The 25,318-nt window shown below is 68.6% G+C and carries 23 protein-coding genes; 15 read left to right on the top strand and 8 right to left on the bottom strand.

Annotation, left to right across the window (positions count from 1 at the left end):
• Window positions 1-24: 24 nt before the first annotated feature.
• The 5 genes from ACSMFO_RS15050 (at window position 25) to ACSMFO_RS15030 (ending at window position 5,753) form a co-directional block, all read left to right on the top strand.
• Entirely contained in the window at window positions 25-1,242 is a 1,218-nt protein-coding gene (locus ACSMFO_RS15050; RefSeq protein ID WP_038524200.1) for a glycosyl hydrolase family 8, read from the top strand.
• Window positions 1,243-1,414: 172 nt separating this feature from the next.
• Window positions 1,415-2,383, top strand: a complete 969-nt coding sequence (locus ACSMFO_RS15045) for an ABC transporter substrate-binding protein (RefSeq protein ID WP_038518006.1) — start codon at window positions 1,415-1,417, stop codon at window positions 2,381-2,383.
• A complete protein-coding gene (locus ACSMFO_RS15040) occupies window positions 2,370-3,269 on the top strand; it encodes an amino acid ABC transporter permease (RefSeq protein WP_436459051.1) in 900 nt (299 codons plus the stop codon). Before ACSMFO_RS15045 ends, ACSMFO_RS15040 begins: the two co-directional genes overlap by 14 nt.
• Window positions 3,262-4,029 (top strand): amino acid ABC transporter ATP-binding protein, encoded by a 768-nt coding sequence (locus ACSMFO_RS15035; RefSeq protein ID WP_038518001.1) that lies wholly within the window; start codon window positions 3,262-3,264, stop codon window positions 4,027-4,029. Before ACSMFO_RS15040 ends, ACSMFO_RS15035 begins: the two co-directional genes overlap by 8 nt.
• Entirely contained in the window at window positions 4,026-5,753 is a 1,728-nt protein-coding gene (locus ACSMFO_RS15030; RefSeq protein WP_436459050.1) for an aminotransferase class V-fold PLP-dependent enzyme, read from the top strand. The genes ACSMFO_RS15035 and ACSMFO_RS15030 overlap by 4 nt, the downstream gene beginning before the upstream one ends.
• Window positions 5,754-5,824: 71 nt before the next feature.
• Here the strand turns inward: ACSMFO_RS15030 and ACSMFO_RS15025 are convergent, their stop codons facing one another.
• On the bottom strand, window positions 5,825-6,997 hold the full coding sequence (locus ACSMFO_RS15025; RefSeq protein ID WP_073847747.1) for a macrolide family glycosyltransferase: 1,173 nt from the start codon (window positions 6,995-6,997) through the stop codon (window positions 5,825-5,827).
• A gap of 232 nt (window positions 6,998-7,229) precedes the next feature.
• Here ACSMFO_RS15025 and ACSMFO_RS15020 point away from each other — a divergent pair, with 232 nt between their 5' ends.
• The 6 genes from ACSMFO_RS15020 to ACSMFO_RS14995 all read left to right on the top strand — a co-directional run bounded on the left by ACSMFO_RS15020 (window position 7,230) and on the right by ACSMFO_RS14995 (window position 12,847).
• On the top strand, window positions 7,230-8,801 hold the full coding sequence (locus ACSMFO_RS15020) for an alpha/beta hydrolase (RefSeq protein WP_436459049.1): 1,572 nt from the start codon (window positions 7,230-7,232) through the stop codon (window positions 8,799-8,801).
• A 142-nt stretch (window positions 8,802-8,943) separates the two neighbouring features.
• A complete protein-coding gene (locus tag ACSMFO_RS15015; RefSeq protein ID WP_436459048.1) occupies window positions 8,944-9,846 on the top strand; it encodes an ABC transporter ATP-binding protein in 903 nt (300 codons plus the stop codon).
• Entirely contained in the window at window positions 9,843-10,574 is a 732-nt protein-coding gene (locus tag ACSMFO_RS15010) for an ABC transporter permease (protein ID WP_436459047.1), read from the top strand. Before ACSMFO_RS15015 ends, ACSMFO_RS15010 begins: the two co-directional genes overlap by 4 nt.
• Window positions 10,575-10,594: 20 nt before the next feature.
• A complete protein-coding gene (locus ACSMFO_RS15005; RefSeq protein WP_436459046.1) occupies window positions 10,595-11,224 on the top strand; it encodes a hypothetical protein in 630 nt (209 codons plus the stop codon).
• Window positions 11,221-11,544, top strand: coding sequence for a transcriptional regulator (locus ACSMFO_RS15000; RefSeq protein WP_016332004.1), 324 nt, complete (start codon window positions 11,221-11,223; stop codon window positions 11,542-11,544). Before ACSMFO_RS15005 ends, ACSMFO_RS15000 begins: the two co-directional genes overlap by 4 nt.
• Complete coding sequence (locus tag ACSMFO_RS14995) at window positions 11,531-12,847, top strand: DNA polymerase IV (protein WP_436459045.1); 1,317 nt, start codon at window positions 11,531-11,533, stop codon at window positions 12,845-12,847. The genes ACSMFO_RS15000 and ACSMFO_RS14995 overlap by 14 nt, the downstream gene beginning before the upstream one ends.
• A gap of 91 nt (window positions 12,848-12,938) precedes the next feature.
• On the opposite strand, the gene ACSMFO_RS14990 is transcribed toward ACSMFO_RS14995, so the two are convergent.
• Genes ACSMFO_RS14990 through ACSMFO_RS14975 form a run of 4 tightly spaced genes read right to left on the bottom strand, consistent with a single transcriptional unit; the run spans window position 12,939 to window position 17,120 of the window.
• Window positions 12,939-13,601 (bottom strand): FadR/GntR family transcriptional regulator, encoded by a 663-nt coding sequence (locus tag ACSMFO_RS14990; protein WP_436459044.1) that lies wholly within the window; start codon window positions 13,599-13,601, stop codon window positions 12,939-12,941.
• The gene (locus ACSMFO_RS14985) at window positions 13,598-14,596 is read right to left on the bottom strand and encodes an ABC transporter permease (RefSeq protein WP_436459043.1); all 999 of its coding nucleotides are present in this window, start codon (window positions 14,594-14,596) and stop codon (window positions 13,598-13,600) included. The genes ACSMFO_RS14990 and ACSMFO_RS14985 overlap by 4 nt, the downstream gene beginning before the upstream one ends.
• A complete protein-coding gene (locus ACSMFO_RS14980; RefSeq protein WP_436459042.1) occupies window positions 14,593-16,125 on the bottom strand; it encodes a sugar ABC transporter ATP-binding protein in 1,533 nt (510 codons plus the stop codon). The genes ACSMFO_RS14985 and ACSMFO_RS14980 overlap by 4 nt, the downstream gene beginning before the upstream one ends.
• Window positions 16,126-16,145: 20 nt before the next feature.
• Window positions 16,146-17,120, bottom strand: a complete 975-nt coding sequence (locus tag ACSMFO_RS14975) for a substrate-binding domain-containing protein (RefSeq protein WP_436459041.1) — start codon at window positions 17,118-17,120, stop codon at window positions 16,146-16,148.
• Window positions 17,121-17,415: 295 nt separating this feature from the next.
• Here ACSMFO_RS14975 and ACSMFO_RS14970 point away from each other — a divergent pair, with 295 nt between their 5' ends.
• Entirely contained in the window at window positions 17,416-18,543 is a 1,128-nt protein-coding gene (locus ACSMFO_RS14970) for a CapA family protein (RefSeq protein ID WP_436459040.1), read from the top strand.
• Between the two features lie 57 nt (window positions 18,544-18,600).
• Here the strand turns inward: ACSMFO_RS14970 and ACSMFO_RS14965 are convergent, their stop codons facing one another.
• Window positions 18,601-19,626 (bottom strand): family 2 encapsulin nanocompartment cargo protein polyprenyl transferase, encoded by a 1,026-nt coding sequence (locus tag ACSMFO_RS14965; RefSeq protein WP_436459039.1) that lies wholly within the window; start codon window positions 19,624-19,626, stop codon window positions 18,601-18,603.
• A 455-nt stretch (window positions 19,627-20,081) separates the two neighbouring features.
• Here ACSMFO_RS14965 and ACSMFO_RS14960 point away from each other — a divergent pair, with 455 nt between their 5' ends.
• Together ACSMFO_RS14960 and ACSMFO_RS14955 are read left to right on the top strand one after the other, a co-directional pair.
• Window positions 20,082-20,846 (top strand): DUF4239 domain-containing protein, encoded by a 765-nt coding sequence (locus ACSMFO_RS14960; protein WP_038517973.1) that lies wholly within the window; start codon window positions 20,082-20,084, stop codon window positions 20,844-20,846.
• Between the two features lie 4 nt (window positions 20,847-20,850).
• Window positions 20,851-22,053: a DUF6923 family protein gene (locus tag ACSMFO_RS14955; RefSeq protein WP_436459038.1), complete on the top strand. Its 1,203-nt coding sequence runs from the start codon at window positions 20,851-20,853 to the stop codon at window positions 22,051-22,053.
• A gap of 1 nt (window position 22,054) precedes the next feature.
• Here ACSMFO_RS14955 and ACSMFO_RS14950 read toward each other — a convergent pair whose 3' ends face one another.
• Complete coding sequence (locus ACSMFO_RS14950) at window positions 22,055-23,077, bottom strand: autoinducer 2 ABC transporter substrate-binding protein (RefSeq protein ID WP_038517967.1); 1,023 nt, start codon at window positions 23,075-23,077, stop codon at window positions 22,055-22,057.
• Window positions 23,078-23,330: 253 nt separating this feature from the next.
• On the opposite strand from ACSMFO_RS14950, the gene ACSMFO_RS14945 reads away from it, so the two are divergent.
• Window positions 23,331-23,759: a DUF4396 domain-containing protein gene (locus ACSMFO_RS14945; RefSeq protein ID WP_174492109.1), complete on the top strand. Its 429-nt coding sequence runs from the start codon at window positions 23,331-23,333 to the stop codon at window positions 23,757-23,759.
• 304 nt (window positions 23,760-24,063) lie between these two features.
• On the opposite strand, the gene ACSMFO_RS14940 is transcribed toward ACSMFO_RS14945, so the two are convergent.
• Window positions 24,064-25,284, bottom strand: coding sequence for a glycoside hydrolase family 88 protein (locus ACSMFO_RS14940; protein WP_436459274.1), 1,221 nt, complete (start codon window positions 25,282-25,284; stop codon window positions 24,064-24,066).
• Window positions 25,285-25,318 lie beyond the last annotated feature (34 nt).

Below are 25,318 nucleotides of genomic sequence, written 5' to 3'. Positions count from 1 at the left end.
ACCAACGACGTTTCCGGAGGAGCCATGAGAAAGACCGTTCGGACAGTGCTGGCCGCGGCCGCGCTGACCGCCGGGCTGGTCGCCACGACCGCCCCCGCCACCGCGGCGACCACTCAGGGGACCCCTTACCTGCCGGGCGTCCTGCGTCCGTCGGCGAGCCAGTCGGCGCAGGACGCGGCGCTGGCCAAGTACTACGACTTCTGGAAGAAGAACTTCCTGACCACCAAGTGCGGCACGGGCACCTACGCGGTCAAGGCGCCGGACGCCGACCACGCCTTCGTCGCCGAGGGTCAGGGCTACGGCATGACCATCGCGGCCATGATGGGCGCCAAGGACCCGCAGGCGCGCACGGTCTTCGACGGCATCCTCAAGTTCGTGAAGGCGCACCCGTCCGTCATCGACAAGGACCTGCACGCCGCCGAACAGGACCCGAACTGCAAGAGCGTCAACGGCGGCGACTCGGCGACCGACGGCGACCTCGAGATCGCCTACGGCCTGCTCATCGCCGACAAGGTCTGGGGCAGCGGGGGCTCGGTCAACTACAAGGCCGAGGCGCTGCGGATCATCAAGGCGATCAAGCGCAGCGAGGTCAACCCCGACACCAAGTTCATGCGGCTGGCGGACTGGGCCGACAGCGGCAAGTACATCAACGGCTCGCGCTCCTCGGACTGGATGCCGGGGCACCTTCGCGCGTTCGAGAAGGCCACTGGGGACTCGTTCTGGGGTCAGGTCCGGACCCGGCAGGAGAAGGCGGTCACGCAGCTGCAGCAGCAGTACGCGCCGAAGACCGGCCTCATCCCGGACTTCGTGGTCAACACCAACTCCACGCCGAAGCCCGCGCCGTCGGACTACATGGAGGACCACCCGCAGCACTTCAGCTGGAACGCCTGCCGTGACCCGTGGCGCCTCGGCGTCGACGGCATCACCGTGTCGGGCAGCCCGGCGCAGGGGCAGGTGCGGAAGATGAACACCTGGATCCAGCAGGCCACCGGCGGCGACCCCGCCAAGATCAACCAGGGTTACACGCTGTCGGGCTCCAAGATCTCGGGCGAGTCCGGCGAGCACCCCTGCTTCACCGCGTCGTTCGCCATCGCGGCGATGAACGACCCGGGCAGCCAGGCCTGGCTGGACAAGCTGTGGACCCGCGTCACGTCCTGGTCGCCGCAGGCCGACGACTACTACGGCACCGGCATCACCGTGCAGGTCCTGATCATCCTCTCGGGGAACTACATCGCGGTCTGATCCCGCGGCGACAGCCGCTCGCTGAAGTGTCATGAAAGGGTCGTTCAGGACATTTTTGTCCTGAACGACCCTTTCATGACATCCGACAGGACAAGATTTCAACACGCAGTTGACCTCTTCAACACCCAGTTGTAGCGTCGGCGACCACCCGAAGCCCCCGTGGAGGTCCGTCATGCCGTCGACGCCGCTCACCCTGAACCGAACCTGGCGCTTGGCCGTGCTCACCGGCCTGGCCGCGCTCGTCACCGCGGCCTGCGGAGGCGGGCCCGACGGCGCCGGAGGCCAGGAACCCGCGGCCCCCGGCGCGCCCGCCGCGATCCCGGACACGACCGCGCTGATCGAGTCCGTCCAGAAGGACGCCGCCGTCGCCGGCACCCTGCCCGCGAAGTACACGCAGGCCGGGATGCTGCACCTGGCCTCGAACCTGCAGTCCGCGCCGAACAACTTCTACGCCGCCGACGGCAAGACCCCGATCGGCTACGAGGTCGACCTCGCCAAGGCCATCGGCAAGAAGCTGGGCGTCACCGTGCACCACCAGGACATGGCGTTCGGTTCGCTGATCACGAGCCTCCAGTCCGGCCGCGTCGACCTCACGATGGCCGCGATGAACGACACGAAGACCCGGCAGGCGCAGATCGATTTCGTCGACTACTTCTCGTCCGGCATCACGATCATGGTCCGCAAGGGTAACCCCGACCAGATCTCCGGGCCGGACACGTTGTGCGGCAAGAACGTCGCGGTGGTGCAGGGGACGAGTCACCAGAAGTTCGCCGAAGAACAGAACGGCAAATGCGCTCAAGCCGGCAAGCCCGCGCTGACCGTCACCGCGACCGATTCCGACACGCAGAACCAGAACCAGCTCCGCACCGGCCGGGTCGCCGCCATCCTCAACGACCTGCCCAGCGCGGTCTACATCTCGCGGACCGCGGGCGAGGGCAAGTTCTTCGAGGTCGTCCCCGGCGAGCCGATCAACGGCGGGCCGTACGGGATCGGCGTCAACAAGGAGAACAAGCCGCTCGCCGAGTCGATCCAGAAGGCACTGCAGTCGCTGATCGCCGACGGCGGTTACGGCAAGATCCTCCAGGCCTGGGGCGTCGAGCAGGGCGCGCTCAAGGAGGCGAAGCTCAATGGCGGAAGTTGAGCCGCTGCCGATCGTCCGGCGCAAACACTGGGGCCGGTGGGTCAGCGCCGCCGTCATCCTGGCGCTGCTGATCCTGCTCGGGATCGCGCTCGGCAACGCGCAGATCCAGTGGGATTCGGTCCCCGAGTTCCTGTGGTACCGCGTGATGGCGGTCGGCCTGCTCAACACCGTGCTGCTCGCGGTGATCGCGCAGGGTTCGGCGATCGTCATCGGGATCGTGATCGCGCTGATGCGCCGCTCGGCGAATCCGGTGGCGCGCTGGTTCGCGGCGGGCTACATCTGGCTGTTCCGCGGGCTTCCGGTGCTGCTGCAGATCCTGATCTGGTACAACCTGGCGCTGGTCTTCGAGTTCATCTCGATCCCGCTGCCGTTCGGCGGCCACCTGCTGCACGAGCAGACCAACGTGCTGATCACAGCGTTCACCGCCGCGCTGCTCGGTTTGGCGCTCAACGAAAGCGCGTACATGGCGGAGATCGTCCGCGCAGGGCTGAACAGTGTCGACAGTGGACAAACCGAGGCGGCGAAGTCGATCGGGATGTCGCCGGGCGCGACACTGCGCCGTGTGGTGCTGCCGCAGGCCATGCGGGTGATCATCCCGCCGACCGGCAACGACTTCATCAACATGCTCAAGGGCACGTCGATGGCGTCGGTGATCGGCGTGACCGAACTGATCCACGCCGCCAACAACATCTCGTCCAACAACCTGCTGGTGATGGAGACCCTGCTGGCCGCCGCCGTCTGGTACATGGTCGTGGTGACCGTTGCCGGGGTGGGGCAGCATTACCTGGAGCGCGCCTTCGACTCCGAAGACCGGTCGCGGAGCGCGTTCTCCCGCGCCGCCAAGGCCCTGCGCACCGCGCCACTGGTGAGGAGTGAACGTGTCTGAGCCACTGCTCAAGGCCGTCGGCGTCCGCAAGAGCTACGGCCACACCGAGGTGCTGGGCGGGATCGACCTCGAAGTCCACAAAGGACAGGTCGTCTGCCTGCTCGGCCCGTCCGGCGCGGGGAAGAGCACCTTCCTGCGCTGTGTCAACCATCTGGAGACGATCGACGCCGGGCAGGTCTGGGTCGACGGCGAGCCGATCGGGTTCCGGCTGCGCGACGGCAAACTGTACGAGCTGAAGGAACGCGAGGTCGCCCGGCAGCGGCGCGACATCGGCATGGTGTTCCAGCGCTTCAACCTGTTCGGGCACCGGACGGCGCTGCAGAACGTCGTCGAGGGGCCGGTGCGCGTGCTCGGCGTCCCCATGGAGGAAGCCCGGGAGCAGGCACTCGACCTGCTCGACAGGGTCGGCCTCGCGCACCGCGCCGACGCGTACCCGGCGCAGCTTTCGGGCGGGCAGCAGCAGCGGGTCGCGATCGCCCGGTCGCTCGCGATGAAACCGAAGCTGATGCTGTTCGACGAGCCGACGTCGGCGCTCGACCCGGAACTCGTGGGCGAGGTGCTGGCGGTGATGGGTACGTTGGCCGCGGAGGGGATGACGATGGTCGTGGTGACGCACGAGATGGGGTTCGCGGCCGAGGCCGCGGACGAGGTGGTGTTCATGGCCGACGGCACGGTCGTCGAGACCGGTCCGCCGGGGGAGCTCCTGAGCTCGCCGAAACACGAGCGGACCAAGCAGTTCCTGGCCAGGGTCCTCGCATGACGCGGATCTCGCCGCGGTACCTGCTGCAGTTCGGCGAGCCCGCCGGGTACCTCGACTTCGCCCGGTTCGGGCCACCGTCGCACGCCGTGCTCGACACGACGGCGAGCCTGCTCGACGCCTCGACCAAGGCCGGTCCGTCCACTGTGGACGACCTGATGCGGCAGGAGACCAGGGCCAAGGCCGCCGCCGCGCGGCTTTCCGGCAGCGACACCGACCACACGGTGCTGTTGCCGCACACCAGTCTCGGCTTGTTCCAGGCGGCGTTCAACGCGCCGGGTGGTGAGGCGCTGGTGTCGGCGGCGGAGTTCCCGGCCAACACCTACCCGTGGGCCCGCGCGGAACAGGCGGGGCGGCTGACCGTACGGCGGCTGCCGCTGGGCAACGTCACCGCGGACGCGGTCAAGGCGGCGCTGACCCCGGAGACGTCGCTGGTGAGCGTGAGCGCGGTCGACTTCCGCACCGGGTACCGCGCAGACCTGGCGGCCATCCGCGAGGTGGTGGGGGACCGGCTCCTCGTGGTCGACGGGATCCAGGGCTTCGGCGTGACCGAGGCGCCGTGGGAGGTCGCGGACGTGCTCGTCGTCGGCGGGCAGAAGTGGCTGCGGGCGGGCTGGGGCACGGGTTTCGCCGTCCTGTCGGATCGCGCGCTGGACCGGATGGAGCCGATCCTTTCCGGCTGGACCGGCGCCCGCGACCCCGGCCTGTTCGACGACGAGATCCACCCGGCCGACGACACCGCGGCCGCCTGGTCGATCTCGAACCTGAGCCCGATCACCTCGGGCGCGTTCGCGGCCGCGCTGGAACTGGTCGAGGAAGCGGGCGTCGGCGCCATCGCCGGGCGGATCGCCGAACGGGTCGGCGAACTCGAAGCGGTCGTGAAATCCGTTGGTGGGGAAGTGGTTTCGGCCGTCGAGCGACGGGCCGGGATCCTCGCCTTCACCCTGCCGGGACACGCGGCCGAACAGGTGGGTTCCGCGCTGGCGAACGCCGGGATCGCCGCGACCGTGCGGCCGGAACACGTCCGCCTGTCGCCGCACGCCTCCACGCCGGCGAGCGCGGCGGAACAGGTGCGTTCGGCGTTGGAGCGGCTGAAGAAACCGTCTCGTGTCTTCGAAGCGCCCGTCGTCGCGTCGGCGGCTTCCGGGGATCTGCTCACCGCGCTCGTCCCGGCGGTGCACGCGCTCGCGGCGATGCTGGGGCCGGGCAACGAAGTCCTGCTGCACGATCTGAGCAGGCTGCCGGACTCGATCGTCGCCATCGCGGGCGACCTCACCGGCCGGACGGTCGGCGGGCCGATGACCGATCTGCTGCTGGGGCTCGTCCGCCGGGGCACCACGCAGGATCTGACGAACTACGAGACCCACGGCCCCGACGGGCGCGCGATCCGCTCGTCGACGTTGTTCCTGCGGGACGCCGACGGCGTCGCGATCGGCTGCTTGTGCGTCAATCGGCTGTCCGACGGCGCGCCGAAGGCCAACGGGCACGAACCCGAGACGTTCCCGCCGGACGTCGACAGCCTGCAACGGTTCCTGGTCGGGCGCGCGGTGGCGAAGGCGGGAATCCCGGTGGACCTGATGAAGAAACGGCACAAGGCGGCCGTGGTCCGGGAACTGGACGAGGCGGGGTTCTTCCTCATCAAGGACTCGGTGGATCACCTCGCCGGGGAGCTCGACGTCACGCGGTACACGATCTACAACTACCTGAACGAGATCCGGGGCACCTGACGCGCGTGCCATGAAAGGTCCTTTCCTTGCAAAATTTGCAAGGAAAGGACCTTTCATGGCGTTCCTGAGGGCTACGGGAGGAACGACTCCACGGCATCGGCGGCCCGCTCGATCCCGCCGTTCCCGCGCGTCTCGGCCCGCACCTCGGCCAGCCGCGCGGCCACCGAGGGCGAACCCGCCACCCGCTCGACGGCGGCACGCAGTGTCGAGGCCGTCACCTCGTCGGCCGGAAGCTGTTCACCGACGCCGAGTTCGGCCAGTTTCGCCGCGTTGCCGAAACCGTCGGTCGCCAGCGGGATCGCGACGGTCGGCACGCCGTACCACAGCGATTCCGTGCTGCCGCCCATACCGGCGTGCGTGATGAACGCCGACGCGGCCTCCAGCACCGCGAGTTGCGGCACGAACGACCGCACCTCGATGTGCTCCGGCAGCGGCCCGAGCGCGGCCGGATCGGTCTGGCCGATCGAGATGACCACGTGCCAGTCCGAGTCGCGGAATCCGTCGACGCACGCGCGGAACAGGTCGAGCTGGTCGGTGAACGCCGTGCCGAGCGACATCAGGAGGACCTTCCGGCCGCTCGGCGGCGGGGTCCAGCTCCGGTCGGCCAGGCGTTCCGGGTCCAGTGCCGGGCCGACGAAGCGGACCGACGACGGCACCCGTTCGACGTTGGGCTGCATCGCCCTCGGCAGCAGCGCGAGCACCTGCTCCGGATGGGAGATCCAGTCCCAGGCGTCGGCCTCGATGCCGTTCTCGTTCAGCCAGCGGGTGAAAGTGGCGAAATAGTCCTTTCCGGACGGTGAGGTCCGGATCGCGGTGACGATCTCACCCATGTCCTCCTCGTAGCCTTCCCAGGCTACGTACGTCGGGGAAAGCTGCACCGCCGGAACGCCGTAACGCCTCGCCAGCAGCGGCGCCGGAAGCCCGCCGATGTCGTACAGCACCAGGTCCGGGCGGTTCTCGTCGTAGAAGTCGGTGAGCACCGGCATCGCCTGGATGCCTTCGTCGAGGAAGACCCGCATCTGCGACGCCGGATCCTCCGGCCACGCCGACTGGTCGCCGAGCGGGAGGATCGAGGGATGCGAGACGACCTCGGCCCCGGTCGGCGCGATCAACCCGGTGAGCGGCTCGCCCACGGCGTAGCTGACCCGATGCCCGCGAGCGACGAGCTCACGGATGATCGCCAACGAGGGATAGATGTGACTCGGCGCGGTGGAGCCGATCATGGCGATGTGCTGGTTCTGCATGATGTCGAAGCCCGGATCCGTGAAGTGGGGTCAGAGGGCGCGAACGCGGATGCGGCAGATCATGATCGACAGCGTAGCGAGCCCCGTGAGGCCTCCCAACCGATTAACCGGTTGCCCGGTTTGCCGCGATCGGGACCCGCCGTTGGTAGGGACCTTCGCCGGAAGGCTTCCGCAGGTCATGGACGTGGATAGGGTTTCGGGGCTTTCACCTTTGGAGGGAAAGGGAGAAACCTTGAGACGTGTTCTCATCACCGCGCTGACCGCGGCCACGCTCGCCTCGGTCGCGGTGACCGCGCCCGCCGGCGCGGCGGAGGCGGCGCAGCCCGTCGAGACGATCACCTGGGGAGCGTGCACCGACCCGACGTTGATCAACGCCGGTGCCGAATGCGGTCACCTGTCCGTTCCGCTGGACTATTCGAGGCCGCGCGGCGAGAAGATCCAGCTCGCGCTCAGCCGCGTCAAGCACAAGACGCCCGAGGCGCAGTACCAGGGCGTCATGCTCACGAACCCCGGCGGCCCAGGCGGTTCCGGGCTGCTGCTCGCCACCCGCGGCACCCGCGTGCCGAACCACGCGGGCGACGCCTACGACTGGGTCGGCTTCGACCCGCGCGGTGTCGGCTCCAGCAAACCCGCGCTTTCGTGCATCCCGGACTACATGGACTACAACCGGCCGAACTACGTGCCGACGACGCGGCAGCTGGAGAAGACCTGGCTGCAGCGCTCGAAGTCCTACGCCGACGCGTGCGCGGAGAAGAACAGCCGCGCGCTGCTGGAGAACATCAAGACGACCGACACGGTCAAGGACATGGACAGTATCCGTAAGGCGCTTCGCGTCGAGAAGCTGAACTTCTACGGGTACTCCTACGGCACCTATCTCGGCCAGGTCTACGGAACGCTGTTCCCGCAGCACGTGCGGCGGATGGTCCTCGATTCCACTGTGGACCCCCGCAACGTCTGGTATCAGGCGAACCTCAACCAGGACGTGGCCTTCGACGTCAACCTGAACATCTGGTTCGGCTGGGTCGCGCAGCACGATGACGTCTATCGCCTCGGCAAGACGCAGGCCGCGGTGAAGCAGGTCTTCAACGAACAGCTGAAGAAGGTGGCCGCCGTCCCGGCCGGCGGCTTCATCGGGCCGGACGAACTCCTCGACGTCTTCCAGCAGGCGTCGTACTACCAGTTGCGCTGGACGCTGCTCGGTGACGCGCTCGCGAAGTTCGTCAACAAGGGTGACTGGCAGACGATGAAGGGGCTGTTCGAGGCTTTCGGCGGACGCGGTGACGACAACGGGTACGCCGTGTACCTCGCCGTCCAGTGCACGGACGTGAAGTGGCCGCCGAGCTGGCAGCAGTGGAAGCGCGACAACTGGCGCACGTATGAGAAGGCGCCGTACTTCACGTGGCAGAACGCCTGGTTCAACGCGCCTTGCCTGTACTGGCCCGCGAAGCCTGCCAAGCCGGTGAAGGTCGACGGCTCGAAGGTGCCGAGTGTGCTGATGATCGGCGAGACGCTCGACGCGGCGACGCCGTACGAGGGCAGCCTCGAGGTGCGTAGCCGGTTCCCCGGCGCTCGCCTGATCGGTGAGCCGGGCGGCACGAGCCACGCCATCACCCCGCGCGGAAACGCTTGCGTCGACAACCGGATCGCCGACTACCTGGCGACCGGGGCTCTGCCCGACCGCAAGCCGGGGCGCACGGCCGATGTCGAGTGCGCGCCGTTGCCGCTCCCGGTGCCGCCTCCGGCACCCGCCGCTTCGGCCACAGCTTCGGCCCCCGACGCGGCGCTCTCCCGGGTGCCCGCCTAAGCAAGTACGTGAAGGCCCCCTTCACTGCGCTAGACGCAATGAAGGGGGCCTTCACGTACTTCTGGGCTTTCCGAGTCAGGGGACTTTGTGTTACAAAGTGCGAGTGAGCTTTGTGGTTCAGAGTGCTCGAAGGGGGAGAGTCATGGCGGACGCGTTCAGCCTCGAAGGGCTGGTCAAGCGCTTCGGTGACGTCCTGGCCGTCGAAGACGTCAGTATGCGGGTCACGCCAGGGGAGGTGGTGGCGCTGCTCGGGCCGAACGGCGCGGGCAAGTCGACCACCATCGACATGCTGCTGGGGCTGAGCAGGCCGGACGACGGCCGGGTCCGGGTCGCCGGGCTCAGCGCGGCCGAAGCGATGGACCGGGGGATGGTCGGCGCGATGGCGCAGAACGGGACGCTCCTGCGGGACGCCACGGTCGCCGAACTCGTCGGCCTGTTCGCGTCGTTGCACCGGAATCCGCTGCCGGTCCGTGAGGTGCTCAAGCGGGCGGGTGTCACCGAGTACGCGAACCGCCGCTGCGGCAAGCTTTCCGGCGGCGAGCAGCAGCGGGTCCGGTTCGCGCTCGCGCTGGTCGGCGATCCGGATCTGCTGGTGCTCGACGAACCGACCGCGGCCATGGACGTCGACGGGCGGCGCCGTTTCTGGGCGTCGATGCGCGAGTACACCGAGACGGGCCGCACGGTCCTCTTCGCGACGCATTACCTCGCCGAGGCCGAGGATTACGCGGACCGCGTCGTGCTCATGCGGCACGGCCGGGTCGTCGCGGACGGTCCCGTCGGCGAGGTGCGGGCCGCGGTCGCCGGGCGGGTGCTGCGCGCCGTCGTCCCGGATGCCACCCAAACCGCGCTCGCCGCGCTGCCCGGGGTCTGGCGAGCCGTGCTGCGCGCCGGCCACGCGGAACTGAGCTGTGCCGACTCCGACGCCGCCATCCGCGGCCTGCTGCGCGAGTTCCCGCTCGCCGCGAACATCGAAATCACCGCTGTGGGACTGGAAGAAGCCTTCATCGCGCTGACCGCCGATGAGGCCGAAGGAGCCTTGAGATGAACCCCGCCTACCTCGCGCTGGAGATCAAGCGCATCGTCCGCAGCCCGCAGTTCGCGTTGTTCACCATCGGCATGCCGCTGGCGATGTTCCTGTTGTTCGGTGGGATCTTCGGTGCCCAGGAGATCGCTCCGGGTATCTCGACCGCGACGGTGACCATGGTGAACATGGCCGCGTACGGCGCCATGACCGCCGCGCTGTTCACCGGCACCCGCGTCGCCACCGAGCGCACCGACGGCTGGCAGCGCACCCTGCGGCTGACACCGTTGCGGGCGCCCGGCTACCTGATGGTCAAGGTGGCGGCCGGACTGTTCGTCGCCTTGCCCGTCCTGCTGGTGATCTTCGCGGCCGGGATGATCCGCGGCATCCGGCTCGAAACCGGCCAGTGGCTCACGATCTTCGGCACGCTGTGGCTCGGGACGCTGCCGTTCGCCGTACTGGGCCTCATGATCGGCCTGTTCGGCAAGGGCGACACCGTCCAGGCCGTGACCGGCGCGCTGATGCTGCCGCTGGGCATGTTCGGCGGGTTGTGGATCCCGCTGCAGGTGCTGCCCGGCTGGATGAACACCGCCGGGCATCTCATGCCGACGTACTGGCTCGGCGAGATCGGCCGCGCGCCGGTGCTCGGCGGCTCGGGCATGGTGACCGCCGTCGGAGTGCTCGCGGCGTGGCTGGTGATACCCGCGCTCGTGGTGATGGCGAGGTTCCGGCTCGACACGGCGAGACTGTGAACCCGTGTTAGTTTTCCCAAGTGGTGGAGGATGAACGGGACGGCGACGAGCGGCCGATGACGCCCGAGGAGTCGCTCGCGCTCATCGCCACGCAGTCGGAGCGGACCCGGCGCGAGATCGGGCCGAATCCGGCCGTGCTGCTCGCCGTCTGGGGTCTGGTGTGGCTGTTCGGTTTCGGGCTGATCTACGTCTCCGCCCCGCCGACGGCGTTGCTGCCGCTGTGGGTCGCCGCCGTGATCACCGTCGTCGGTTTCGCCGGGGCCATGACGTACTCGGCGATCTACGGCATCCGCGCGGGCCGCGGCGTCCACGGCCCGTCCCGGCTCGTCGGGGCGATGTACGGGTGGAGCTGGATGATCGCGTTCGGCGGGCTGACCGTGGTGAACACCGCGCTGATCCGGCTGGGCATCGACGCCGACCTGGTCCCGTTGCTGTGGTCCGGGACCGCGCTCGTGCTGACCGGTCTGATGTACCTCGCCGGCGGCATGCTGTGGCAGAGCAAGCTGCAGTACGGCCTCGGCGTGTGGATCATCGCGTGCGGCGCGGCGAGCGTGCTGGCCGGGGGACCGTACAACTTCCTCGTGCTGAGCGTCGCGGGCGGCGGTGGCTTCCTGGTGGCGTCCCTGGTCTTCCTGGTGCGGGCGCGATGAGCGAAGACGGGCTGCCCCAGCTCGATCCGGTGATCCACGCGCAGGCGCGGCTGCGGGTCACCGTGGCCCTGTCGAGCCTGGGGCCGGGGGACAGCATCACCTTCCCGCGGTTGCAGCAACTGCTGGACATGACGCCGGGCAACCTGTCGACGCATCTGCGCAAACTCGAGGACGCGGGCTACGTCGGGATCACCAAGGCCTTCGAACATCGCACGCCGGTGACACTGGTCGAGCTGACCACGCGTGGCCGGGCCGCGTTCGAGGAGTACACGAAGGCCCTGCACCGTCTTCTCGAGGTACCGGGCGATGGGCGGGCATGACCGGTGGGTCATCCACCTCGACATGGACGCGTTCTACGCCTCCTGTGAACAGCTGACCCGGCCGACCCTGGCTCAGCGTCCGGTCCTGGTCGGTGGCGCGGGTCCGCGCGGAGTGGTCGCCGGGGCGAGTTACCAGGCGCGCGAACACGGGATCAAATCGGCGATGCCGATGTCGCAGGCGCGGCGGCTGTTGCCGCCCAACGGGGTCATCCTGCCGCCACGGTTCAAACTGTACGAACTGCTGAGCACCCGGGTGTTCGACCTCGTCGCCACGTACGCGCCCGTGCTGGAACGGATCTCCCTCGACGAGGCATTCGCGGAACCGCCGTCACTGGCCGGGGCGTCGTCGGAGGACGTGCGGGAGTTCGGTGCGCGCCTGCGGGAGCACATCCGGTCCGACATCGGCCTGGTCGCCTCGATCGGTGCTGCGTCGGGGAAACAGGTCGCGAAGGTCGCTTCGGATCTGGCGAAACCGGACGGGTTGCTCGTCGTCGACCAGGGCACCGAACGCGATTTCCTCGCGCCGCTGCCGACCAGGGTGCTGTGGGGGATCGGCCCGGTGGCGGAGGGGAAGCTGCGCGCGATCGGCGTCCGGACACTGGGGCAGCTGACCGCGCTCTCCGACGCCGACGCGGTGTCCACTTTGGGTAGTGTGGTCGGGCGGGACCTGCGGCGGCTGGCGACCGGCGTCGACGACCGGCCGGTGTCCGACCGCGCGGAGCTCAAGCAGGTCAGCGCGGAGACGACGTTCGACCGGGACCTGATCGATCTGCCGAGCCTGCGGCGCGAGGTCCGCGACCTCGCCGTGCACGCGCACCGGCGGCTCGTCAACGCCGGCCGGGTCGCGCGGACGGTGGTGGTGAAACTGCGGCACACCGATTTCAGCACGGTGACGCGTTCGGAGACGATGGCCTCGCCCACCGACGAATTCGACCAGCTCGCCGCGATGGCGGAACGGCTGCTGATCGACCCGACCGAATTCGGCGGGGTGCGGCTGGCCGGTGTCGCGTTGTCCGGGCTTTCGGTACCGCACCAGGATCCGCTGTTCACGCTTTCCGTTCCGGTTTCGGACGTGCCGGTGGTCGAGCGGGCGCCCGCGCCGGTGGCCGTGGTCTCGTCGAGCTGGCGGCCCGGGGACGACGTCGTGCACGACGAGTTCGGCACCGGCTGGGTGCAGGGCGCCGGGCACGGCAGGGTGACCGTCCGGTTCGAGACACGATCCAGCGGGCCGGGCGTGGCGCGGACCTTCACCCAGGAGGATCCGGCGCTGCGCCGGGGAGAACCCGGCGACTGCCTGGCCTGAACACCGATCTCGCGTGCTTGAAGACGGAACTCGCGTGATTGGAGGCGGAACTCGCGTGTGCGGCCTTCAAGCACGCGAGTTACGTCGCTGATCACGCGAGATCGGCGTTCAAGCACGCGAGATCGCCGGGCGTGACGATGTCCAGTAAGTGCCGCGAAGCCGATTCCGCCCCATCGGCGTCCTTCCCGAGCACTGCCGCCAGGACGAGCGAATGCGCGGCCAGCACGTCGTCGCCGGGAACCTCGTCCAGCGCCGCGACGACCGGCACGTGCAAGCGCGCGATCAGGGGATTGCCGGACGCGCGAAGCAGGGCCGCGTGGAAGGCGCTGTCGGCCTCCCGGAAGGCCCGGACGTCGGCGGCGTCCTCCAGCAATCCGTACGCCGCGACGAGGACCGCGAGTTCGTCCGGGCGGCGATGCCACGCGGCCATCCTCGCGGCCTGTGGTTCGATCGCCCACCGCAGTTCGCGCAGTTCCGCCAGCTGCCGGACGCGCTCGGGCCCCTCGATCCGCCAGGTGATGACGTCCGGATCGATCGCGTCCCAGTGCTCCGGCGGCCGCGTCCAGGTGCCGACCCGCGGCCGCGCCACGACCATGCCCTTGGATTCCAGCACCCGCAACGCTTCCCGCACCACCGTGCGCGACGCGGAGAACCGGCGTCCGAGGTCTTCGGGGACGATCGGCCGCCCCGCCCCGAAGGCACCGGAAACGATCAGCCTGCCCAGCTCGTCGACGATCCGGGCATGCCGGGTCATACCGGCAGACCGACCCGGCGTTCCCCGCCGCGGACCTGCTGGAGCACGACGGCGACGACGAGCAGGGTCCCGGTGGCCATGTTCTGCCAGAACGGGTTGACGCCGAGCCCGGACATCCCGTTGTTGAGCACGCCCAGGATGATCACCGCCAGCACCGTGCTGACGATGGATCCCTTGCCGCCCTTGAGCATCGTGCCGCCGAGCGCGGCGCCGGTGACGGCGAGCAGTTCGAGCCCTTCGGAGCCGGACGTCGGCTGCCCGGAGCCGGTGCGCGCGGTGATCAGCAGTCCCGCGATCGCCGCGATGACACCGACCAGGGCGTAGACGCCGATGATGTAGCGGTTGATGTTGATCCCGGCCAGCCGCGCGGCGGTGTCGTTGCCGCCGATGGCGTAGATGTTGCGGCCGATGTCGGTGTAGCGCAACAGGAAGTGCAGCACCGCCGCGACGAGCAGGAACACCCACACGAGTGTCGGCAGGCCCGCGATCGAACCCTTGGCGAGGAAGATGAACAGGTCGTCGGCGCCGGTGTAGCCCTGCGCCTTGCCGTCCGAGATCACCTGCGCGATGCCCTTGTACGTCGCCAGCATCGCCAGCGTCGCGACCACCGGGTTCACCCGGCCGAAGATGATGATCATGCCGTTGACCAGGCCGCACACCACGCCGACGCCGATCGCGGCGAGCGTGCCGGCCGCGGAACTCCCGGTCGAGGTGAACACCATCGCCGACACCACCGACGCGAGCCCGGCCATCGAGCCGACCGAAATGTCCAGCGCGCCGAGGATGATCACCAGCGTCTGCACCAGCGACAGCAGGCCCATGATGGTGATCGCGCTGCCGATCAGCAGCAGATTGTTGGTACGCAGGAAGTTCTCGTTCAGCGAGCTCATCAGGATCACGAGCGCGATCAGGGTGAGCAGCAGGCTCGAGTTCTGCACGCCGATCGCGGTCACCGTCCGGCGGAACGGGGACACCGGGTGGGCGATGGTGGTCACGAGGCGATCTCCTCGGTGTCTTCGGTGGCGGGGATGGCCAGGGTCAGCACGGCTTCTTCGGTCGCGTCGTCACGGTCGAGCGCACCGGCGACCCGGCCCGCGCGCAGGACGACGATCCGGTCGGCGAGGCTCAGCACCTCGGGCAGATCCGACGAGATCACCAGCAGCGCGATGCCTTCGGCGGCGAGCCCGTCGATGATCCGGTAGATCTCGGCCTTCGCGCCGACGTCGACACCGCGGGTGGGCTCGTCGAGGATCAGCAGTTTCGGACGCCGCGCGAGCCAGCGCGCGAGCACCGTCTTCTGCTGGTTGCCGCCGGAGAGCTTGCGGACCTCCTGCTCCATCGACGGCGTCCGCACGCGCAGTTCGCGCACGTATTCGGCGACGAGTTCGCGTTCCTTGGCCCGCCGCACCACGCGGAACCGGCGCAGGCGGTCCAATGCGGCGATGGACACGTTGTCCCGCACCGATCGCTGCATCAGCAACGCGTCGGTCTTGCGTTCCTCCGGCGCGAACCCGACCCCCGCCTTGACCGCGTCGCCGGGAGTGCGGGCACGCAACGGTTTCCCGTCGAGTTCGACGGTTCCCGAGCGCACCGGCAGGTCACCGACGATCGCGTGGGCGAGTTCCGAACGTCCGGCGCCGACCAACCCGGCGAGGCAGACCACCTCACCGGCGCGGACTTCCAGCGAGATGTCCGCGACGTCGTCGGTGGTGACCCGGTCGAGCCGCAGCACCACACGGCCGGTTTCCTGGGTGACCCGGCGCTCCAAAGTGGACAGATCGCGGCCGATCATCATGCGCACCAAACGGTTCTCGTCGGTGGAGGCAGCGTCCTCGACACCGATCAGGCTGCCGTCGCGCAGTACGGCGACCCGGTCGGCGAGCTGGAAGATCTCCTTCATCCGGTGGGAGACGTAGACGACCGCGACGCCGCTGTCGCGCAACCGCCGGATCAGCGCGAACAACGCGTCGACCTCGTGCTCGGACAGCGACGACGTCGGCTCGTCGAACGCGATCACCTTCGGCGGCGACTTCGCGGTGAGCACCCGCAGGATCTCGACCAGCTGCCGTTGCGCGGGCGACAGCCTGTTCCCGAGCGTCTCCGGTCGCAGCACCCCTTCGAATCCGTACTCCCGCAACGCTTCCTGCGTCATCCGGTGCAGGGTCCGGCGGTTGACCAGCCGTCCCCGTGCGGGCAGTTCGCCGACGAAGACGTTCTCCGCCACCGAAACGTGCGGGATGATCTCCGGCTCCTGGTAGATCACCCGGATCCCGGCGGCCATCGCGGCCCGCGGGCTGTCGAACGTCACCGGGGCGCCGTCGATCAGCAGCTGCCCGTCGTCGGGACCGTGGTCGCCGGAGAGTACCCGGAGCAGGGTGGACTTGCCGGCGCCGTTCTCGCCCATCAGCGCGAGGACCTCGCCGGGCCGGAAGTCCAGGGTGACGCCGTCGAGCGCGGTCACCCCGGAGAACCGTTTGCCGATTCCTTCGGCGGTCAGCACCGCCGCGGGTTCGGATGTGGCCATGGAACCGCCTCCACGCGGGATCAGATGCAGTTGACGCCGGCCTGCTTGTAGTTGTCCTTGGTGACGATCTGGGTCTTCGCGATCGTCTCCGGGGGAAGCTCCTTGGAGTTCTTCACCTTGTCCACGAGCAGCTGGATCGCCGTGCGGCCGACCTCGGCGCCGGAGATGAACAGCGCCGACTTGTTCCCGGTGTCCTTGCCCGCGGCCCAGTCCTTGCAGGTCAGGTAGGCGCCGAGGCCGACGCCGATGATGTCGGCCGCGGGGACGCCGGAGTTCGCGAGCGCGGTGACGGCACCGGTCTCGTTCTCGTCGTTGCAGCCCCAGACCACCCAGTGCTTGACGCCCGGGTTCGAGCCGATCACCGCGCCGGTGCGGTTCTGGGCGTCGACCGGGGTGTTGTCGGTGCCGACCTCGATCACCGGCACCTGTGCGCCGGCGTCCTTGTCGAAGGCGGCCTTCGCGGCGGTGACCCGATCCGAGCAGACCGTCAGATCCTGTTTGTAGGCGCTGATGATCTTGGTGTCCGCGGCGGTCCAGCCCGCCGCCTTGAACAGCTTCGCGGCCTCCTTGCCGACCGAATCGCCCATCTGCGAGCCGTTGAAGCCCACGAACGGCGACTTCGTCCCGGCGCCGTCCTTGATCACGTCGTCGGAGGCGATGATCGGGATGCCCGCGCTCTTCGCCTTGTCGAGCACCTGCGGGCCGATGGCCTGGTCCGGGACGACGATCGCGATGCCGTTGGCGCCCTGGGCGACCGCGGCGTCGAGTTCGGTGATCGCCTTGTTGGCGTCCTGCCCGAGGTTGACGACCTTGAGTTCGACGCCGAGTTCCTTCGCCTTCTCCTGCGCTCCCTGCGCCTGCTCGACGAAGTACTGCTGGTCACCCTGTTTCTGCAGGTAGAACAGGGTGACCTTGCCGCTCGCGGGAGCCTGCTGCTGGGGTGCTGCGGTCTCTTTTCCGGAGGAGCAGCCGGCCAGCACGACACCGGCAATCAAACAAGAACCAACAATGCGCCAGGGCAGGGACCTGTGCGAAGCTGTGGACATCGGATGCTCCCAAGACGAAGCGGAAGAGTGTGACTTGTATTACTAAACACTCTTCCGGGTGACGTCAAGGCGCGATCCGGTCACGGCGACCGGCTCTGATCCGACTAATCGCCGGTCAGGAACGCGATCGATCCTGTGGAACTTGTCCGAAGTATGTCCGATCGTTCTTGTTGACTTCAGTTGAGTGTCGCGCCTACTGGGCGTAAGGCAGGATGGAGGGACCGTCACCCGATCGAGGGAATCGATGTTCAGCTCCCGCGTCCGCCAGACCACCGCCCTCCTCGGCGCCGCCGTCCTGCTCGCCGCGTGCAGCGGCACCCCTGAGCAACAGCCGCCGCCCGCCGCGTCCGAAGCGCCGCGGTCGAGCCAGGCGCCGGACGGGTCCTTCACCATGGTCGCCACCGGCGACGTGCTGATCCACCCCGCGCTGACCGAGCAGGCGAAGGAGGACGGCGGCGGCAAGATCGATTACCGGCCGCTGCTGGCCGGGATCAAGCCGCTGATCTCCGGGGCCGACCTCGGCATCTGCCACCTCGAAACCCCGCTCGCGCCGAAAGGCGGGCCGTACAGCGGCTACCCGTCGTTCAGCGCGCCGCCGGAAATCGTCGACGCGCTCAAGGACACCGGGTACGACAACTGCTCGACCGCGTCGAACCACACGATCGACCAGGGCGTGGACGGCACGACCCGCACGCTCGACAAGCTCGACGAGGCGGGGATCAAGCACACCGGTTCGGCGCGGTCGGCCGAAGAGGCGAAGAAGCCACTGATCGTCGACGTCAACGGCGTCAAGGTCGCCCAGATCTCGTTCGCCTACGGGTTCAACGGGATCAAGGTGCCCGCGGGCAAACCCTGGCTGGTCAACCAGATCGACGCCGAAGACGTGATCGCCCAGGCCAAGGCCGCGCGGAAGGCGGGCGCCCAGGTCGTCCTCGCGAGCCTGCACTGGGGCACCGAATACCAGCACGATCCGACCGCCGAACAGCGCACGCTGGCGAAGAAACTCCTCGGCGACGACTCGATCGACCTGATCATCGGCCACCACGCGCACGTCGTGCAGCCCTTCGAGCAGATCAACGGCAAGTGGGTCGCCTACGGTCTCGGCAACAGCGTCGCCCGGCATTCGGAGCCGAAGGGCTCGACCGAACAGGGCGCCGCGGCGCGGTTCCGGTTCGTGCGGGACGGAGACCGTTGGAAGGTCGACAAGGCCGAATACGTTCCGACGCTGGTCCAGCTCGGCCCGCCGATCCGGCTGCTCGACCTGACCGCGGGGCAGTCCGGGAATGCCGGCGCGGAAGCGCTCAAGGCGACCGACGAGGTCGTCCTCAGCCGTGGCGCCGCGGACAAGGGCCTGACCCGGCCCGGTCGCTGATCTGAGGGGACAGGGGTGGGCACTTCCCCGCCCACCCCTGCCTTACCGCGCCCGACTTCAATACCGTCGCCGCACCACCAGTTTCGCGAGGGCCGCGAGCTCGGCGCCTGGGCGGGGCACCGGGTTCGCGACGGCGAGATGGTGCAGCGCGCCGGTCAGGAGCGCGTCGGCCTGCTCCTGGCTCCACGTCCGGCCGCCCGCCCGTTCCACCAGCTCCGCCGCGTGGGGCAACTCCGCGGCGTCGAGGTTTTCCTTGCGGTACAAGGCATCCAGCTCTCGCCCGGCGTCCGTCCCCGAGTGGAGCGCGGCCACCACCGGCAGGGACTTCTTCCGGTTGGAGAGATCCGAGTGGACCGGTTTCCCGGTCACCGCCGGATCGCCCCAGATCCCGAGGAGATCGTCGATGTGCTGGAACGCCAGCCCGAGTGCCCTCCCGTACTCGGTCAGCCGGTCGACCTGATCCTGCCTCCCTTCTCCGGCCAGCGCTCCGAGCGTGCACGACGCCCCGAGCAACGCGCCGGTCTTCCCCTCGGCCATGCGAACGCATTCGGCGGTGTCGACGTCACCGCGTGCCTCGAACTTCAGATCGGCGCTCTGCCCTTCCAGCAGGTCGATCACGGCGGTGCTGAGCACCCGCAGCGCGGTCTGCCCGAACGGGGCCAGTACCTCGAAGGCCCGGCACAGCAAGGCGTCCCCGGCGAGGATCGCCGCGCCGGTGCCGAAAACGGTCCAGGCGGTCGGGCGGTGCCGCCGCGTGGTGTCGGAGTCCATCACGTCGTCGTGCAGCAGGGAGAAGTTGTGCACCATCTCCACCGCGACGCCCACCGGGACGGCGGTCTCGGCGTCCCCGCCGACCGCCTGTGCCGACAGCAGCGCCAGCGCGGGCCGCAGCGCCTTCCCGCTGTCCGAAGTGGACGGACGGCCGTGTTCGTCCCACCAGCCGAAGTGGTAACCGGCGATGAGCCGCATCGACTCGGGCAATCCGTCGACGGCTTCACGCAAGGCCGGGTCGAGAAGATTCCGGCTCCAGGTCAGTACCTCACCGGCGGGCCGGGCGCCGGTATGGGTCTCGATGGTCGTCAACGGACTCCCTTTCAGTCGACCCGGTGAACCGCGATTTTTCGCAATTCGCGGATACCCATTCGAGTGGGGTGGGCGCAAAGTCAACATAGCAAGGCGTAATGCCCGGTCAAACAGCTCGATCGGGTCTACGGAGAGGTTCACCTGTTTGCCGGATTGGGCCGGACGCGCGTCCTCCGGCGGCCTTTTGGGTGCCGTCACTGCTCGAAATGCCCGTATGCGGCGAGGTCGGTGACGTCTCGTGGTGGCTGATCACCCGGTCGTGAAGTGGGGTTCTCCGACCGGTGACGGGCCTTTCCGGCGCGTGTCGGAAATTGTTTCGAGTCGTGGGAAATTGGGCCGAGCCGGTGATGATCGACTTGTCCCCGTCCGCCGCTGGTATGAATTGATTCAACCGGTCTTTTCCGTTCGTCGAAGGGTGAACTAGTTTCAGCAGTCTCCCGCCTGGAAGGACTCGAATGGGTATTTACCTGACCGGCATCGCCTGGGTCGTCGGCGCGGCGGCCCTCGCGGGTCTCGTCGGCTACCTCGTCCGCAGGTTCGGCTGGGACGAAGGACGGCCCGACAACAACGACGCCGCCGGCCAGGTGTTCACCATCGTCGGCGGGCTGCACGCCGTCCTGGTCGCTTTCATCCTGATCTCCCTCTTCGATTCCGCCAGCGCGGCGCGCGAGGGCTCCTACCACGAGGCGGACAGCCTGGTCGCCGCCGTCTGGGCCGCCGATTCGCTGGGGACCGAGGTCAAGGACGAGGTGCGGAAACTGAGCACCGAGTACATCAGCACGGTCGAGCAGAAGGAATGGCCGCTGATGGCCGGGGGCCAGACGACCCTCCCGGACGCCGGCTGGACGCAGCTCGACCGGTTGCGCAAGGCCGTGGACAAGGCCCCGACGGACGACGACTGGCTGCGCGAGCGCAAGACCGAGGCGAACACGCAGCTCTGGCAGGTCTACGAGGCCCGGCAGGAGCGGCTCAACGCGGTCGTGGGCGGACGGGTCGGTGGTGTCGTGTGGTTCGCGCTCATTCTCGGCAGCCTCATCTCGGCACTGCTGCCGAACCTGTTCGGCGGTACCCGGCTGGCCGCGCATCTGGTGATCGTGTCCACCCTGGCCGGCACGGTCACGTTGCTGCTGTTCGCGATCTACCAGCTGCAGAACCCGTTCGGCGGTGGGGTGCGGATCCCGCCGGACGCGTTCACCGCCGCGCTGGCGAGGATCTCTTGAGCCGGTGAGCGCTGTGGACGGGGTGACCCGGGCGGCGGCGACGGTGGCCGTCGCCGGGCTGGTGGGGGCGTCGGCGCTCCTGGCGCCGATGGCCGCGCGGGCCGCCGAGTCCTGCCTGGTGGTGCAGGCGGAGACCGGGTCGTACGGGAAGTCGAAACTGCGCTGGCTCGATGTCGGCTCGGGCACCACGTCGCGGGTGACCGAGCCGGGCTACCGGCTCAACGCGCTCGGCTACTCCGCGACGCGCGATCTGGTCTTCGGTGTCGCCGAAGGACTCAGCCGGGGCGCGCACGCGGTGACGATCGACCGGGCGGGGAAGACCCGGGATCTCGGCCCGATCACCCGCGCAGGCAACCGGCTGCCGCTGTGGAGCCCCGTCGCGGGAGTGACCGCGGGCGCGATCGGCGGGGATTCCTGGTACCTGCTCAGGAACGGCACACTGTACACAGTGGACTTGACGCCGGGGGAGCGGTTCCTGAGGGTGATCAAGACGGTGTTCCTGCGGCCGATCACGCTCGCCCACGACGTCAACGATTTCGCGTACCACAACGGATTGCTGTACGGAGTTTCCACCACCTGGCGCGGAAAAGGCGCCGTGATCACCATCGATCCGGAGACCGGCAAGGTTCGTGAAGCCGAAGACGCGCGTTTCCCGCCCGCCGACGTCTACGGCTCGGTGGTGCTCGGCCGCGACGGTGCCCTGTACGCCACGGCGAACCGGATCGGCGGGCGCAGCGTGCTCTACCGGCTGGAGCGGAGCGGGCAGGTGACCGTGGTGCTTTCGGGACCGCCGCTGGCGGGTTCGGACGCCGCGGGCTGTCTCACCGCGCCGGAACCGGAGCCGCCCAAGCCTGAGCCGCCCCAACCGACGCCCACGCCTTCTCCTACTTCTACGCCGCCGTCGCCCAGTCCGTCTCCGTCTCCTTCGCCGAGCCCGAGTCCGTCGCCGACGCAGACTCCCTCGTCGTCGTCGTCGCCTTCGCCGTCGTCGAGCCCGGCGCCCACGTCCGCTCCCCAGGTGATGCCGCAGCCGCCCGTCTCCCCGCCGAGGCCGTCTCGTTCGGCGGCGCCCAGGGAACGGAAGGAGGTGGCGGCGGAGGTCGACGCGCACGCCCGCACGAAGGAGAAGAGGCGGTGGGGTTTGACCGCGCTGGTCCTGATCCTCGGCGGTGGCGCGGCGGCCGGTGCCGTCCGGCGGGCGCGGTGAGTCAGTACTTGAACTGGTCCACGTTCTCGCGCGTGATCAGGAGCGGGTCGCCCAGCAGAAGGGTCTTCTTGTCTTCCTCGTACTTGATCGCGGGGAGTTCGAGGTTGACCTTGTTCGACGGGCCGGGCAGTTTGCCCTCGGCGATCTGCTTGCCCGCCCAGGCGGTGAGGTAGCCGAGCGATTCGACGTTCCACAGCACCGAGAGCGACGCGGAACCGTCCAGCAGATACGGCTTGATCGCCTGCGGGGTCCCGACGCCGACGGTGAAGACGCGTCCGATCTTCTGCTGCGAACGGACCGCTTCGGCGACGCCCGGCGCGGACGTCGTGCATTCGCCGACCAGGCCGGTGAGGTCCGGGTACTTGGTCATCAGCTGTTTGGCCAGCGCGGTGGCGTTGTCCTTGTCCTCACCGGCGTAGACCGTCTCGACGAGCTGGGCATGGGGGTACTGGGTAGCGGTATAGGCACGCTGAACGGCGATCCACGCGTTGAGGTTCTCGGCGGTCTCGCCACAGGAGACGATCGCGTACTTGCCCGCGTTGCCCATCTTCTTCATCAGCGCGTCGGTGAGCGCCTTGCCGATGCCCTCCGGGGTCGCCTGATTGACGAAGAGTTCCCGATCGGTGCCGGGCGCGTCGGTGTCCGAAGTGATCACATGGACGCCCTTGGCCCGCGCGTCGGTGATCGCGGGCGCGATCGCCCTGGGATCGTTCGGCGCGATCGCGATGACGTCCACCTGCTGGTCGACCAGGCCGCGCACGATCGAGACCTGCGCCGCGGGGTCCACCGTGACCGGACCGGTCGAGGTCCATTCGACACCGAGCTGCTTGGCCGCGGCCTGCCCGCCGGTGTTCATCGCCTCGAAGTACGGGATGCCGGCGACCTTCGGCACGAACGCGATCCGGATCGGCCTGGCCGCCATTCCCGCCGGCTCTTCGCCATCGCATCCGGCCAGCCCGAACACCATGCCCAAAACGAGCACAGTGGCAACGACGAGCGTCTTCGTCGGCCCTCGCATCTCCACCCCATAGTCACGGAACCATCTGAACCAGCCGATCGGTCTACGCGCGGTGGAGACCTCCGGCGAAACTAGGGTCTCCGGTTACCCCGGTCAACCGGATGAGCGCAAAGGGTTACGGAAGTGAGTTCATCGACCTGGGACGATTACCCAGTCGGCCCTCGGGGGTGACGGTGAGCGACGGCTCGCCCTGCGTTTGATACGGGCGGGGGGTATGGTCTGCCGCATGGGCGACGCAAGACATGGAGCAAGCTGGTCGATGGCGGTGTCGGCGACCCTGCACTGCCTCACCGGCTGTGCGATCGGTGAGGTCCTCGGCATGGTCATCGGTACCGCGCTCGGCCTCGGCAACCTGGCGACGGTCATCCTCTCGGTGGTGCTCGCCTTCGTCTTCGGTTACGCGCTGACCATGCGCGGCGTGCTGAAGTCGGGGCTGCCGTTCGGCGCCGCGCTCAAGGTGGCGCTGGCCGCCGACACCGTGTCGATCGCGGTCATGGAGATCGTCGACAACGCGGTCATGCTCGTGGTGCCCGGCGCCATGGAGGCCGGGCTCGGGACCCTGCTGTTCTGGGGCGCGCTGGTGTTCTCGCTGGCGGTGGCGTTCGTGCTGACGGTGCCGGTGAACAAGTGGATGATCGGGCGCGGGCTGGGGCACGCGAAGGTCCACGCGCACCACGGTGGTCACTGAGTTCTCCAGGATCAATGCGTCCGATTTGGGTACTTTGGGCAGTATTGTCTGGGGGGTCGTGAGTGGCGAGTGTCGTTAGAACGACCCGAAACACTCACGACCACCCGCGCCGACCCCTCACCTGCCTTCGCGACGCTTCCGCCCCCTGTGGACTGTAAGGCCTGAGGTGAAGGGGACCTTCCGCTCATGCGACGCGGGGAAAGTCCCCTTCACCTCACCCATCCCCGCCGGTCACGCGCGGCCGCGCCGGAACGCGTTGCGAAAGCCACTTTCGCAACACCACGCCGCAGCCGGAAAGCCCGGCTCAGACGCTCGACAGATCGACGGCCCGGTCGATCTCCCGCGGCATCAGCACCCGCAGAATGCCCTCCAGCAGGTAGTAGTCGCCGTACGGCAACGAAACCTCGACACCGTCCTCGGCCCGCCGATTGCGCGTGCCCCGCGCCATGATCGCCTCGGCCCGCGTGGATTTCGCGGTCAGGCACGTGTCGCACAGCGCGGTGAGGATCCGGATCGCGGCTTCGCGGTACTGCGGCCGGTTCGCCACCTTCGCCAGGTCGAGCAGCCCGCACGCCATCACGGCCCCGGCGGAGGAGTCCTTGATGTCGTACGGCGCCTGCGGTGCGAGGTAGTCCCACACCGGCACGTTGTCCGGAGTCAGCGCGCGCAGCGCGAAGTCGGCCAGGCGTTGCGCGGTCCGCAGGAACAGCGGGTCCCCGGAGCGCCGGTACATCGTGGTGAACCCGTAGATGCCCCAGGCCTGGCCGCGCGACCAGCACGACGTCGGGCTGTAGCCCTGCACGGTGTTCGGCCCGATCTCGGCGCCGGTGTCCGGGTCGAAATCGAATACGTGCGGGGTCGAACCGTCCGGGCGCACGAAGACCCGTTCGGTGGTCTTCGCGTGCGAGATGGCGACGTCGAGGTACTTCCGGTCTCCGGTCTGTTTGCTCGCGAAGGTCAGCAGGTCCAGGTTCATCATCGTGTCGACGATGACCCGGCCCGCGTTGCCCGGGGTGCCGAGCGCGCCCCACGCCCGGATGAACTTCCCCTTTTCGTTGTAGCGCTGGATGAGCGACGCGGCGGCGTTGAGCGCGCCGGCCCGCCACTTCTCGTCGCCGGTGAGCCGCCAGCCGGTCACCCACGACGGGTAGAAGAGGAATCCGAGGTCGTGATCCCGCGTTTCGTACTGGCGCGGCGCGAGCTTTTCCGCCGACGCCATGGCGAGTGTGCGGAATAGCGGATCACCGCTGTAGATCGAGGCGAGCCACAAGGTGCCCGGCCAGAATCCGCCGATCCAGCCGCCGTTCTGCGAATAGGTCCATTTCTCGAATCGGGTGATCTCCGGAAAGGCCGTGACGCCGGGGGCGACGGCACGCAGCTTGGTCACCGCGTAATCGGCCGTTCGGCGGAAAGTTCTTAGCCCATCGGCTTCTTCCCCTGCCGCACTGGCGGCCGGAGTGATCGTCGTCGCCGCGACGGCGGCACCGGCGGCGGTGGTCAAGAGGGTTCGCCGGGAAACGTTCACAATACCCGCCATTCGTCAGAGGGAATGCGTCACG

This window comes from Amycolatopsis sp. w19, assembly GCF_051373225.1.
GTDB lineage: Bacteria > Actinomycetota > Actinomycetes > Mycobacteriales > Pseudonocardiaceae > Amycolatopsis > Amycolatopsis japonica.
Note: the sequence above shows the minus strand (reverse complement) of the source record. Positions and strands in the feature narration are given on the sequence as shown.